This window comes from Flavobacterium cutihirudinis (genome assembly GCF_003385895.1).
Lineage (GTDB): Bacteria > Bacteroidota > Bacteroidia > Flavobacteriales > Flavobacteriaceae > Flavobacterium > Flavobacterium cutihirudinis.
This window is the reverse complement of record NZ_QRDQ01000007.1, coordinates 971,057-985,124: the sequence shown is the minus strand read 5'-3', so window position 1 is coordinate 985,124 and position 14,068 is coordinate 971,057. Positions and strand designations below refer to the sequence as shown.

General features: G+C 40.8%; 10 protein-coding genes. 2 read left to right on the top strand and 8 right to left on the bottom strand.

Annotation, left to right across the window (positions count from 1 at the left end; all coding sequences use genetic code 11):
- The first annotated feature begins 160 nt into the window (after nucleotides 1-160).
- Both BD847_RS04280 and BD847_RS04275 read left to right on the top strand, forming a co-directional pair.
- Entirely contained in the window at nucleotides 161-2,119 is a 1,959-nt protein-coding gene (locus BD847_RS04280; protein ID WP_115887023.1) for an LTA synthase family protein, read from the top strand.
- Nucleotides 2,071-3,000, top strand: coding sequence for a diacylglycerol/lipid kinase family protein (locus BD847_RS04275; protein WP_115887022.1), 930 nt, complete (start codon nucleotides 2,071-2,073; stop codon nucleotides 2,998-3,000). Before BD847_RS04280 ends, BD847_RS04275 begins: the two co-directional genes overlap by 49 nt.
- Nucleotides 3,001-3,122: 122 nt before the next feature.
- On the opposite strand, the gene BD847_RS04270 is transcribed toward BD847_RS04275, so the two are convergent.
- From BD847_RS04270 to BD847_RS04235, 8 genes are all read right to left on the bottom strand, one after another.
- Nucleotides 3,123-3,347 (bottom strand): hypothetical protein, encoded by a 225-nt coding sequence (locus BD847_RS04270; RefSeq protein WP_115887021.1) that lies wholly within the window; start codon nucleotides 3,345-3,347, stop codon nucleotides 3,123-3,125.
- Between the two features lie 123 nt (nucleotides 3,348-3,470).
- Nucleotides 3,471-3,749 carry a hypothetical protein gene (locus BD847_RS04265; RefSeq protein WP_115887020.1) on the bottom strand — a complete coding sequence of 93 codons (279 nt, stop codon included), beginning with the start codon at nucleotides 3,747-3,749 and terminating at the stop codon, nucleotides 3,471-3,473.
- 263 nt (nucleotides 3,750-4,012) lie between these two features.
- Complete coding sequence (locus BD847_RS04260; protein WP_115887019.1) at nucleotides 4,013-6,076, bottom strand: heavy metal translocating P-type ATPase; 2,064 nt, start codon at nucleotides 6,074-6,076, stop codon at nucleotides 4,013-4,015.
- A gap of 80 nt (nucleotides 6,077-6,156) precedes the next feature.
- Nucleotides 6,157-6,612, bottom strand: coding sequence for an MgtC/SapB family protein (locus BD847_RS04255; RefSeq protein ID WP_115887018.1), 456 nt, complete (start codon nucleotides 6,610-6,612; stop codon nucleotides 6,157-6,159).
- Between the two features lie 28 nt (nucleotides 6,613-6,640).
- The gene (locus BD847_RS04250) at nucleotides 6,641-7,522 is read right to left on the bottom strand and encodes a bestrophin family protein (RefSeq protein ID WP_115887017.1); all 882 of its coding nucleotides are present in this window, start codon (nucleotides 7,520-7,522) and stop codon (nucleotides 6,641-6,643) included.
- Between the two features lie 64 nt (nucleotides 7,523-7,586).
- A complete protein-coding gene (locus BD847_RS04245; protein WP_115887016.1) occupies nucleotides 7,587-8,003 on the bottom strand; it encodes a Fur family transcriptional regulator in 417 nt (138 codons plus the stop codon).
- Between the two features lie 261 nt (nucleotides 8,004-8,264).
- On the bottom strand, nucleotides 8,265-9,554 hold the full coding sequence (locus BD847_RS04240) for an efflux RND transporter periplasmic adaptor subunit (RefSeq protein WP_115887015.1): 1,290 nt from the start codon (nucleotides 9,552-9,554) through the stop codon (nucleotides 8,265-8,267).
- A gap of 60 nt (nucleotides 9,555-9,614) precedes the next feature.
- The gene (locus tag BD847_RS04235; protein ID WP_115887014.1) at nucleotides 9,615-13,931 is read right to left on the bottom strand and encodes a CusA/CzcA family heavy metal efflux RND transporter; all 4,317 of its coding nucleotides are present in this window, start codon (nucleotides 13,929-13,931) and stop codon (nucleotides 9,615-9,617) included.
- Nucleotides 13,932-14,068 lie beyond the last annotated feature (137 nt).

Here is a 14,068-nt window from a genome sequence, read left to right as displayed (position 1 = left end):
AAATCAGTTTCATATCCATAGACAGGATAAAACATATATCCGGACTACATCAAAAAAGATGAATTTTATTACAAATAATTACAGAATTTCTTAATAAAAACCAAAATTCAGGATTACTACAAAATTGGGTTGTAAACTTTGTTGCGTTATTAATAAGTTTATGAGTAAATTGTCTTTGAGAACCGGCAGGTACGCACTGCTGGTTCATTTTATGATCTGGTTTTTAATCGTTTCACAAATCTTGAGAATTGTTTTTTTTATCTGGCAGTATGATCAAGTTTCATGGAATATTACAGATGTGCTGAGAACACTTTTAACAGGTCTATTTTTTGATACCGGCACCATTATTTTCATATCACTGCCTGGAATACTTTTTTATACATTTATGCCTGATAAATGGGCCGGTTCTATTGCTGATCGAATAGTAATTACTTTTTTTACATCCTTAAATATATTCATCTTGGTATTTACCTTTTTTGCCGAGCTGACATTCTGGGATGAGTTCAAGACACGTTTTAATTTTATTGCTGTCGATTATCTCATATACACCCATGAGGTAGTTGCCAATATCCAGCAGTCCTACCCTCTTCCCGCACTTATTACAGGGGTACTTTTTTTCTCGCTGATGGTATTGTACTTATTTTTTAGAAGCGGTGCCTTCAAGCAGACTTTCTCATCTACTTCTGATATAAGGCTTAGGCTGGCAGTACTGGGAATATCCCTGGCGGCTGCCTTGTTTTTTACTTCTTTTATTTCAAACAACCATGCGGAATGGTCTTCCAACAGATATAATTCGGAAATATCCAAATCAGGCATCTACTCCTTTTTTGCGGCATTTAGAAATAATCAGATGAAATACCCTGATTTCTATACCTCGATTGACAATGACAATGCCTTTGGGATAGTCAAAAATAAATTAAAAGATTCGACTACAACTTTCACTACTACGGGCTACTCTATTCACAGAAGCATCAGGGACAGCCAGTCTGCACTGCAGCGTAAAAATGTTGTCTTTGTCCTGATGGAGAGTTTCAGCGGAAGCTTCCTCAAGGAGTTTGGAAATAAAGAAAACATAACTCCCTTTTTGGACAGTCTGGCTCAGAAAAGCATCTTCTTTAATGATTTATATGCCACAGGAACCAGAACCGTAAGAGGAATGGAAGCTGTTACGCTGTGCATTCCCCCAACACCGGGACAGTCAATAGTAAAAAGACCAGATAACCAGAACCTGTATACAGTCAGTAATGTTTTTAAATCAAAGTCTTATGACTGCAACTTTTTTTATGGCGGGGACGGGTATTTTGATAATATGAATTCATATTTCGGGGGCAATGGATTCACGATATATGACAGGGGGCGCGGAAGCGTTCTCAGCGATAAGATCAAAACAGTCCGTAACAATATTCCCGATAAGGAAGTAACGTTTGAAAATGCATGGGGAATCTGCGATGAAGATATTTTCAATAAAATGATCACCGTTGCCGACAAGCAGTATAAGGATGGGAAACCTTTCTTCAATTTTGTCATGACCACCTCCAATCACAGGCCTTTTACCTATCCGTCAGGAAAAATCGACATTCCCTCAGGCACAAGCCGCGAAGGGGCCGTAAAATATACCGATTACGCATTGAAGCAGCTTTTTGACAAGGCACGTACCAAGCCTTGGTACAAAAACACCGTTTTTATAATCATCGCAGATCATTGCGCAAGCAGTGCCGGTAAAGACGAAATAGATGTCGCCAACTATCATATTCCCGCATTTATTGTCAATATGCCTGAAAAGCACAATCAAAAAATTCAGAAACAATGTTCTCAGATCGACCTCTGGCCGACGGTGTTTTCATTATTCAACTGGCATTACGAATCTGATTTCTTTGGAAAGGACGTCCTTGCTTCAGACTTTGAACAGCGCGCGTTTTTGGGAACATACCGCAAGCTGGCGCTGATGAAAAAAGAAAAAGTAATGATTCTTTCCGATCAGAAAAAACAGGCCTTCTATGACTGGAACAAAACTGACAACAGCCTTGTCAAAATTCCTATGGATAAATCTTTTCTACAGGAGACCATTGCATGGTATCAGTCGGCAGATTATCTATTTACAAACAAACTTTTGAAGTAATAATGATCTATATACATTTCATAATCAATCCCGTTTCAGGCGGAGGAAAACATCATCTTTCCGAGTTTTTCATCAAGCAGTTCTTCGAGCCTGAAAAATATAAAATAAAGGCAGACTATACCTTAAACAAGAAACATGCTATTGAACTTGCCAAAAAAGCAGCATCGAAGCACCCGGACATTATTGTGGCCTGCGGAGGGGACGGTACGATCAATGAAGTAGCCTCCTGCCTTTTGGGAACCAATATAAAACTTGGAATCATACCGGTGGGCTCAGGAAATGGCCTGGCCTCGCACCTGAACATACCTCGGGATCTTAAGAAATCTCTGGAAATTATTAAAAACGGAAACAAAATACTCATTGACGCAGGAAAGATCAATCAGAATTACTTTTTCAGCAATACCGGAATCGGCATTGATGCAATGATTATAAAGAAATATGAACATTCTTCGGGCCGAAAACTCTATTCTTACATTAAGGCCGCGATTCTTTCCAGTTTTGAGTACAGGACGCAGCCGGCTGTAATTTCATTTGATGATAAAATCATCAACCTAAAAACGTTCATGATATTTATTTCCAACTCAAATGAAATGGGATACGGTATGAGTCTTACACCTAATGCAATGCTGACGGACGGATTACTGGATCTGATTTTAATTCCGGAATTATCCTTTACAGAGAAAATCGCTTTAGGATTTCATGTCCTGCAGGGAACTGTCGGTAGATTTGCAAAAGCCCAGCACCATCAGGTGCAGAACCTAAGGATAGAAATGCCCCTGAAAATCTATACCGATGCACAGATAGACGGGGAACACTATAACCTTAAAACCAATTTCTGCAAAATTTCAGTAATTCCAGGAGCGCTCAATGTGCTCGTATAAAGATTTAGTTTGGATTTTTCAGATTTTCCTTCCCTACGGGGAAGGTTATCTAGGAAATATTTTTCTCAAACAGCCAGAATTGAAAATACAATTCCTGCCTCCCGTATTTGTGTAATGGACAATTATAAAGGTATTGAACTTTCATCGGTTTCAAAATCCAATACAAGCATTTTCTGATCGTCCAAAAATATAAGGATATCTAGGATAATTGCTTGATTTTCCTTCTCCTGCCCTTTTCCGTCTGAGGGATAAATAATCTGGACCAGCTCATCAAGCTTAAATAATCTTCCTCTGTTATCCTGAAGAATTTGAAGAACCAGACCCGAAATATTTACATTTCTTTTCATATTCAATTTGTCTTAGGTCAATAAAACAGACAGTTTTGTAAATGATATTCTAAAATAAAAATTGTCACAGTCCTGTAGAAACTGCGGCCGGGAATTAACTATTTAACCTTTTCTGCTTTAATTTTAGTCGCTTCCATTTTTTTTCAAAGTATTGGGTTTGCCCTCTTTGGCGGGTATCGTTTTGATAGTTTTCTCCTCTGGCTTACTCATCAGGTGATACAAAATAAAATGCCGGGCTCTGATGATAATTCCAACAACCATAGCAAGTCCCAGAATTACAAGAATAATAGTCTTTCCAATATTTACAACGGAAAATTTATTTTTCTTTTTTACAGGCTTTCCCTTCTGCATTCTTCCTGTTTTCTGCACATTTGGATAATATTTTTTATTCCTTTTTTTCATTTCCAGTAAAATTCAAAATGAGAGTTTTAAACCTGTAGCATTAGCTATCGTGCAATGGCAGCTACCGGTAAAACTGTCTGTTTAATATGTAGCATTTTACGTCTGCAGGTTGCTTTTTAAAAGATTAGACCCATTGAAATTAGGCAAGCCTAGACCTTGCTGTCCTGACCAACTGAATATCCGGTTAAGGATTTCATTTGGCCGGCAGCAAAAAAATTAGGATTTTTAAAATGTAGAATTTAGAAACTCTTGCCTTTCTTTTCTTAGAATTTCATTTTCTGAATGCGTACCGCGTTTAAGATCGCAATAAGCGATACACCAACATCGGCAAATACCGCTTCCCACATCGTGGCAAGTCCGCCGGCTCCCAGAATGAGGACTATACCTTTGACAACAAATGCAAGTGTAATATTCTGCCAGACGATTTTCTTTGTCTGCTTGCCAATATTTATTGCCATTGGTATTTTGGACGGTTTATCATCCTGAATAACAACATCTGCCGTTTCAATAGTCGCATCACTTCCAAGTCCCCCCATCGCGATTCCGGCATCACTCAAAGCAACAACAGGGGCATCATTCACTCCGTCGCCGACAAAGGCTACAGTTCCATACTGCGCCTTGATTTCCTTGACTTTGTTTACCTTATCTTCAGGCAATAGGTCTCCGTAAGCATTGTCGATTCCCAATTTATCAGCAACAAATTTTACGACACTGCCCTTATCACCGCTCAGCATTGTTGCTTTAATGTTCAGCTTATGAAGAAGATCGATTGTCAGCTGTGAGTCTTCCTTAATACTATCGGCTATTGTTATATAACCGACATATTTTTTGTCGTAGCTTACTGCAATTGTAGTATAAACTATAGAAGCGGGATCAACATCATAACTGATGGAGAACTTATCCATAAGCTTGAAATTACCTGCAAGCAGTTCTTTGCCGTTGATTACAGCTTTCAGTCCGTGGCCTGCAATCTCTTCGGTGCTTTCCAGCTTAATGGAACTGTCAACTTCACCAACAAATTCATGGATTGCAGTGGCAACAGGATGAGAGCTCTGGCTCTCCACAGCATTGACCATTCTTAAAATTTCGTCCTTATCAAACTCCGGTTTGAAAACCGTTTCCTGAACCTTAAAGACCCCCTCGGTCATAGTACCTGTTTTATCCATGACCACGTTCTGGATCGAAGCCATTACATCCAGGAAATTACTTCCCTTGAATAATATGCCGTTTCGGCTTGCTGCACCGATTCCACCAAAATAACCAAGGGGTATTGAAATCACCAGTGCACAAGGACAGGAAATAACAAGAAATACAAGGGCTCTGTAAAGCCAGCTGTTAAAGTCATAATTGTCTACAAAGAAGTAAGGCAGCAGACAGATGCCTATAGCCAGAAAAACAACAATCGGCGTATAAACTTTTGCAAATCGTCTTATAAAAAGCTCTGTAGGCGCTTTTTGGGCTGTCGCATTCTGAACAAGCTCCAGTATTCGGCTCAGTTTGCTTTCTGTATAAGCTGCAGTGACTTTTACCTGTGCCGCAACATTTAAATTGATCATTCCTGCCAGAACCGTCTCTCCTTTTGATTTGGTATCAGGCTTGCTCTCTCCGGTAAGTGCAGCAGTATTAAAAGATGCACCGTCTGTTAACAGTTCTCCGTCAAGCCCTAATTTTTCACCTGGTTTTAATTGGATAATATCACCAATGCCAGCTTCTTCCGCTTTTACCGTTTTAGGCTTTCCGTCAACAAGTATAGTCACTTCATCAGGCCTCTGGTCCAAAAGGCTTTTGATATTTCTCTGCGCTCTGGAAACGGCAAGTGTCTGGAATACCTCTCCTACTGCATAAAAAAGCATAACGGCGACACCTTCGGGGTATTCTTTAATAATGAATGCTCCTACTGTAGCTATACTCATAAGCAGGAATTCTGAGAATACTTCGCCTTTTGTGATACTTTTAAAAGCATCCTTGATTACCGGAAAACCGACAATAAGGTAGGCAACAAGATACCATACAAACCTGACCGCACCCGAAAACCAAGGCAGTTTTATCCAGTTGTCAAAAGCAATCGCCAGAAGCAGCATAACCAGCGAAATGATGGAAGGAAGGAACATTTTGAAAGGACCTCCTTCTACATTGCTGTGGTCGTGTCCGTCATCATCACTATGGGCATGGTTGTGTCCGTCGTCTTTAGTGTGCGCGTGATTATGGCCGTCATTTTCACTATGGCCCTTCAGCAATTCCTTTGCACCTGCCTTAACATACACTTTCTCTGTCTGAGTACAGCAGATTTGCTTTCCGTCTTTATCATATTTATGTTTGTGTTCCATGTTATTTTAATTTATAAGGTTAAAAAATACGGTATCGTTGTCCATAAGATTGTGATACCTATAAAAGGAAATACATTGGTTCAGTTAGTCCTCTTTTTACTCTTAATCAATCTGTCTACTAATCTTCTGTACCATGGAAACTGATTTATGGTGAAAATAAGCAGTATTATAAGGGTCGCCGCCACAGCAATGACAAACATGTTAAGTGCAATAGCCATTCCCACTGCCGATGTGGTCCACAGACCAGATGCGGTAGTGAGTCCTTTAGGCAGATTTTTATCATCCCTGAAAATTAGTCCTGCACCTATGAATCCAAGTCCTGTCGCAATTGCAGCCAGCATTCTGGCAATTGCCGATTTATCGGCGGTCAAATGCGCCGAAATCGAGACGAAAAGGCACGACGCGACACATATGCAGGCAAAGGTTCTTACTCCCGAATTCTGTTGCTCGCGTTCCCTTTCAAGACCAATAATTCCCCCAAGAATAACAGCAAGCAGTAATTTGGCAGAAAGCAGCAGTTCAAACTCGATATCCATAGCAGGCTAATTTTAGATTAATAATAATTTACATCTCGAAATACTCATTATTCTTAGGTTTTACAGGAATTTCCTGCGCACCTGTCATTTCAAGAAGATTGATCTCAATGGTCTGGGCAAGTGAAGTCATCGGCGTGTCGACTGGTGTATTTTCAAATGGATCCTGCATGATAATTGCAGTTTTCTCAATTGAAATGAACAACAGGGGAATCAGGATTGTGATAAGGACTTCTACTGCCAGTTGGGAATCTTCAAGCCCGAAAGGAAGTATGGCAGCAAAAACATATATCAGGGTATGTACCAGAAGACTGTAAGATTTAGGAAAAACGGTGTTTTTAATTCGCTCACATTTACCCATGCTGTCACATAATCTGGCAAGCGTCTCATTTAACTGCACCTGTTTAAAATCTGAAATGATTCCCTTCTGTTCCAGAAGGGCAATATCATCGGAATGTTTGTCAAGAAGTGCATTTGGAATATTGCCTCCATTTATCTTATGAAAATTAAGATAGGTCAAAACCTTTGGGGAAAAAGGCTTTCTGCGAAGCGCTTCACCAAGGGCATAAACCCAGATAATCTGTCTTTCCGTAAATTGATCTGCAATTTGTTTATTATCTTTTGAAGTGAACTGCGTTACCTGTCTGATCAAAGTGCGGGAATCATTCACTATCGCTCCCCACACCGTTCTTGCTTCCCACCATCTCTCATAGGATTGGGCTGTCCTAAAGGCAAGCAGCAGTGAAACTACAGTTCCCACCAAAGCAGGAATACTAAGGGGGAGGGCTATCTCCTTGAATACAGGCATCATATCCAGAAGGCCTATTGCCACTGCAAATACCACAATGAGAATTATCTGAGACTTAATCTGTTTAAGAAAATATATAACTGATATTTTTTTATCTAACAACATTTAATTTGGTAATAAAAATTCAACAATTTCTCTTTAAATTCTCTACTCCTAATTATTCTTTTATCTAAACTGATTTTAGGCATTTCTCACATATTCCTTTTACTAATATCTGCACCTCATCAATTTGAAAACTTTCTTCCAAGCTTTTGGGCAGAATAATTTCATCTCTGCAGGTTGTCTCATTGCACTTTTTACAGTAAAAGTGAAGGTGTCTGTCATTGTGGTAATCTTCACCGCAAGAGTCCGCGCAAAGTTTGTACTTAACGACATTTTCGTCAAGGATTTTATGAACCAAGCCTTTCTCCTGAAATGTCTGAAGAGTCCTGTAAATTGTTACTTTATCTGCCTTATGAAAAAATTTCTCAATTTCTGCCAGAGATAGCGCAGCCGTAACGGTTTCCAGATATTCATAGATTAGGATACGCATCGTTGTGAGACGTATCTTTTTACTTTCAAAGACGGCTTCTGTTACTTTTTTCATATAAATTTTCACTTTAAAAAGAAAACCGGAAATATTTGCATTCGGCACCTACTCTAGTAAATTTACGAAGCTTATTTTTAACCTCAGCTAATTGGTTTAATTTTTAACAATTAAATACGTACGTATTGCTATTATAAAAAGTACTTTAAATTGATGCAGGCCCTGAATCGAGAACTAGGAATTAAAGAAGTAAGGGGGTAATTCTTTACATTCATAGTTAATCAATGTCAAACAGGAGCCTGCAATAAATTCTTGATATTTCTAGTGTTCGTGCTCTCCCGAATTACTTAGTTTGGCATTGACGAAAAAAGTGCCCTTGGTCACAATTGGCGTTCCTGCAGGTATTTCCTTAACAGGGGTCACCGCAGTGTATCCAACCTCTGAAACACCCTTATTAACCTCGACTTTTTCGAAGTTCATGCTTGTTGCAGCAATTTTCTTTTCCTCTTCCGGGCTATGCTTTTCGCCAGCTTCGGCTCCTTCCCCGCCTTCTGCTTCTTCGTGCTCTTCAGGTTTTTTATCTGTTTTAACAAAGATGTAGAATTTACCGTCTGCCTCTGCAATGGCATCATTTGGAACTGCAGTTGTAAGAGCTGTACCAACACTAACCATTGCTGTAATATTCATTCCATCAATAAGTCCTGTTTTGTTCCCTGTAACAGTACAGTGAACTGCCACAGTCTTGCTTTCATTTTCAAAAGAAGAACCAATATTAAAAACCTTTGCCGTATAAGAAGCAGTAGGATTGTTAGTCAGTGTAAAGTTTACGATCTGCCCTACCTTTATCATAGGCAGATCTTTCTCAAACACCTGAAGGTCTAAGTGGATCAGCTGATTGTCAACAATCTCCACAACAGGAGAAGAAACATCCACGTAGCTTCCAATTTTAGCAAATTCGGCACTTACTGTACCAGTAACCGGACTTGTAACTGTTAATGCCGACCTTAAATTCGACGCAGATACAGTCGCCGGATTGATTCCCATAAGCTGGATCTGTTTCTGCAGTGACGCTTTGCGTGCACGAAGCGCATTTACTTCTGCAGTTGCATTTTGCAGGTTTTTTAGTGCTCCTGCATTTCCTGCCTGAAGATCTCGCTGGCGCTGCAGTTCCTGCTCTGCGTTGATAATTCTGCTGTTGATTGTAATGTATTCTTCCTGCTGCTGGATAAACTGCGGATTCTCAATAGTTGCTATAACCTGCCCTTTGCGTACATGGTCTCCCAGCTGTACCTTTAGGGTTTTAATTACTCCACCATATAATGATGTAGCATTTGCTTTATTATTATTAGGAACTCTCAAAGCCCCGTTGGCTTTTATTGCAGCAGTTAGATTTTTGCTCTCAATAGTTCCCAGTGTTATCCCAACAGCTTTAATCTGATCCTGGGTTAATACGGCAATTACCGCAGCTTCTTCCTCACCATGTCCTTCTTCTTTTGCTCCTTCTGCCTGTTCAGTTTTGGCTCCGTTTTCGCTTGCATTGCTTTTTTGCCCACAGCTTACAAGTGAGAATATCGCCGCAACCGCGATTAATAATTGAATTTTGACTTTCATTTATACTCTATTTTAAAATTACCCTGTGAGATTATGTATCTCCCACAGGTTTTACATTATTTATTTATTATTGAAATAATCAAACTGCACCGCTGAAAGGTTAAATTGATTTAAAACATCAAGATAGTTCTGGCGGATCCCAACAGCCTGGCTTAAAAATTGTCCAAGTTCCGCAAAACTGATTTCACCCGAGCGGTAGCTTAGAGTTGAAGCTTTTATAATATCTTCCGACTGCTTAAGTCCAGAGGTCTCATAAAAATTCAGAAGCGAAAGGTTCTTTTCAATTTCCGCTGCAGAAGAAGCCTTCTGGGTCTGGAGAAGCTGAGTCTGATATACAAGATTTTTCTCCTGCACTTCTTTCTCCGCTTTTGCCGCTTTTACCTTGTTATGCGCTGATACGGCACCGAAAAGAGGAAATGATGCAGTTGCTGAAAAACCTGTATAAGGATCATCCAGCCCATAGAGCCTCTGGCTGAAAACCCTTCCTGAAAGCTCCGGCATATTGCTGTTTTTCATAATCGAAACATTTGAAGATGCTATCTTTACATTCTGTTCCTGCAGTGTTAGCAACGGATGCATACCGTTGCTTTCAGAAAAATTTACCTCTGCTTTACCAAGAGGTGCTTCCAAAGGAAGCAGCCATTCATTCAGGTTCAGAAGCATCATAAGCTGTTGCTGCTGAACGGTCATGTCTTTCTTGTTCTGTTCCGAAAAGGCTTTTAATTCCTGAAGTTTTGCATCTGCCGCAATTTTATCCAGCTGTGCGACATCCCCGGCTTTTAAACGCACTTCTGCAGTCTTTGAAAGGAGCGTGTAAATACTGTCCAGACGCTGATATAAAAGCTGTTTATCCTGAAGGTACCAAAGTTTATAATATGCCGTACGTACATCTCTTTTGATCGTTGCGTTAAGTAGAGCTGTATTAAGCTGGGTGTACTTCAACTGATCCTTGAAATAGCTTTTTCTAGCGGCATAAAGACCCGGCCATGCAAAACTTTGAGAAATTCCTATTTTTAAAATCCCTGTCTTATCTGAAGGTCTTAAATCTTCATTCTCTGCAAAGATACCTGTTTTAGGCATGTCAACGGCAGTTTTTACATTCAGTCCAGCTGCTTGGATTTCAGTTTTATTAATATCCAGCTGCTGATTGCTTTGTAAGGCGGTTTCAACAGCTTTGTCAATTGGAATCCTCTGCTGCGCATTTGCAGATCCTAGACCTGCAAGCAGCAGTATAAGTACGGCTGTTGCATTTCTCATTTTAAATCGTTCTTTAAAATCAAATTTAGTGTTAAAGATTATATAGAGTAATGGGAGCACAAACAATGTAAGGAATGTCGCTGTAACAAGACCTCCGATTACAACTGTTGCAAGCGGTTTCTGAACCTCCGCACCTGCGCTGCTGCTCATCGCCATCGGCAGGAATCCCAGTGATGCCACCATTGCCGTCATAAGAACGGGGCGAAGCCTTGTGATTGTCCCCTCTTTGACTCTCTCAAAAATGTTATCCATATCTTCCTTTTCAAGCTGGTTGAAAGTTCCGATAAGCACGATACCATTCAGCACCGCTACTCCAAATAATGCAATGAATCCAATTCCGGCACTGATGCTGAAAGGCATCCCTCTAAGCATAAGGGCAAAAATTCCCCCAATGGCGCTCATTGGTATAGCGGTAAAGATAAGCATAGCCTGTTTGAAAGAACGGAATGTGAAATAAAGCAGCCCGAAGATCAAAAGAAGCGAAACCGGCACTGCAATCATAAGTCTTGCACTTGCCGCCTGCAGGTTTTCGAACTGTCCACCATAAGTGAAATAATATCCTGGAGGAAGCTTCACTTTTTCAGCCAGCTTTTTCTGGATGTCCTGCACCACACTCTGTACATCACGGCCAGCCACATTAAATCCAATTACAATTCTTCTTTTGCCCGCTTCCCTGCTGATCTGTGCCGGACCTAATTTATAGTCGATTTTAGCTACCTGAGATAAAGGCACCTGTATTCCTGTATTGGTAGGGATCATCAGGTTGCTCACATCGTCTATGCTGGTTCTGTGGACGCTGTCAAGACGCACAACAAGGTCAAAACGTCGTTCGTTTTCATATACCTGTCCTGTGCTTTTTCCCGCAAATGCAGTGCTGACAACGCCATTCACATCTTCGATCGTAAGTCCGTAGTTGGCAATTCTGGTCCTGTCATATTCAATATTGATCTGTGGAAGGCCGCTCACTCTTTCAATCTGCGGCGAAGTAGCCCCCGGAATGCTCTGGATCACTGCACCCACTTCTTTGGCGTACTGTGAAAGAGTATCCAGGTTCTCGCCAAATATCTTAACGGCAACGTCCTGTCTGATACCGGTCATAAGCTCATTGAAACGCATCTGGATCGGCTGGTTCTTTTCAAAAAAAACGCCGGGTATCACTTCGAGCTCCTCACTGATAGCTTCAGCAAGTTCATCATAGGTTCTTCCTGATTTCCATTCTTTCTGCGGTTTCAGCACCACCATCAAATCACTGGCCTCAGGAAGCATCGGATCAGTTGGAACTTCTGCCGCACCTGTTTTACCAACGACCATCTTGACCTCATCAAACTTTTTGATTATTCTGGATGCCTGCATCGAAGTCTCAATGCTCTGGTTCAGCGAACTTCCCTGCGGAAGGATGCAGTGGAACGCAAAATCCCCTTCCTGCAGCTGCGGAATAAATTCCCCTCCCATTCTTGTGAAGAAAAAGACAGCCGCAAAGAAAATTAAAACGGTAGCACCCACCACAGCATATTTAAAGTCAATCACCTTCTGGAGAAGAGGCTGATATACGCTCTGGATTCTATTCATCATCTTATCGCTGAATGTTTCTTTGTGCTGCGGCTTTTTAGATAAAAACAAAGCACACATCATCGGGATATAGGTAAGAGATAATATTAATGCTCCAAATATTGCAAACCCCACTGTCTGCGCCATCGGGCGAAACATTTTTCCTTCAACGCCGACAAGGGTCAGGATCGGGATATATACAATTAAAATGATAATTTCTCCAAAGGCAGCACTGGTACGGATCTTAGAAGCAGACTCGAAAACTTCATCATCCATTTCATCCTGGGTAAGATTTTTGAGCGACTTGCGCATAGCCAGATGATGAAGCGTAGCCTCAACCACAATTACCGCTCCATCAACAATTAAACCGAAATCAATGGCTCCAAGTGACATTAGATTGGCACTTACCCCAAAAACGTTCATAAGTCCAAGGGCAAAAAGCATAGCCAAAGGAATAGCAGAGGCAACTATAAGTCCTGCACGGAAATTCCCTAAGAATAATACCAGTACAAATATTACGATCAATGCACCTTCAACAAGGTTCTTTTCAACGGTGCTGATAGCACGGCCCACAAGGTCTGTACGGTCAAGGTATGGCTCAATAACAATATCGTCAGGCAGCGATTTCTGGATAGTTGGCAGTTTTTCCTTAATGCGTTTGACAACCTCGTTGCTGTTCTCTCCTTTAAGCATCATCACGACACCGCCCACTGCATCAACTTCTCCATTGAATGTCAAGGCACCGTATCTCACTGCATTGCCAAATCTCACTTCGGCTACATCGCTTACATAAACAGGAGCTGCGCCAGTATTTTTAACCACGATCTTTTTGACATCGTCAAGAGAAGTTACCAGACCAATGCCCCTTATAAAATATGCATTTGGCTTTTTATCGATATATGCGCCGCCGGTATTTTGGTTGTTTTTCTCCAGCGCCGTAAAAATATCCGGTATGCTTACTCCCATTGCGCGGAGCCTATCGGGATTTACCGCGACCTCATACTGCTTCAGCTCCCCTCCAAAGCTGTTTACCTCCGCAATTCCAGGGGTTCCGTATAATTGTCTAGCCACAATCCAATCTTGCATGGTACGCAGATCTTTGGCATTATATTTATTTTTGCTTCCTTTTTTAGGATGGATGATATATTGGTAAACCTCCCCTAGACCCGTGCTCACAGGAGCCATTTCCGGTGTTCCGATTCCCTGCGGTATTCTGTCTACCGCTTCTTTCAGCCTCTCGCTTATAAGCTGTCTGGCAAAGTAAATATCGGTCTCATCGTCAAAAACCACAGTAATAACCGAAAGCCCAAAGCGGGAAATACTTCTGATTTCCTCGATTTTCGGAACAGTGGCAATGCTCTGTTCAATTGGAAAGGTAACCAACTGCTCCACTTCCTGACCGGCAAGAGTTGGACATGCTGTTATAATCTGAACCTGATTGTTGGTGATGTCAGGTACGGCATCTATGGGCAGTTTAGTTGCGCTCCAGGCGCCCCATATTATTAGGACCAAAGTCATTAAACCAATAATGATTTTGTTTTTAATACTGAATTTAATTATACTATCTAACACAATGTAATTAATTTTAACGTTTAGAAAATAATGTGATCGCCAGCAAATACTGGAGAAAAATTAGAATGTGCAAGATCAATCACTGAAAACATTCAGGAATCGAAAACGTAGCGTCTCGCAAGCCATTATTGAATACC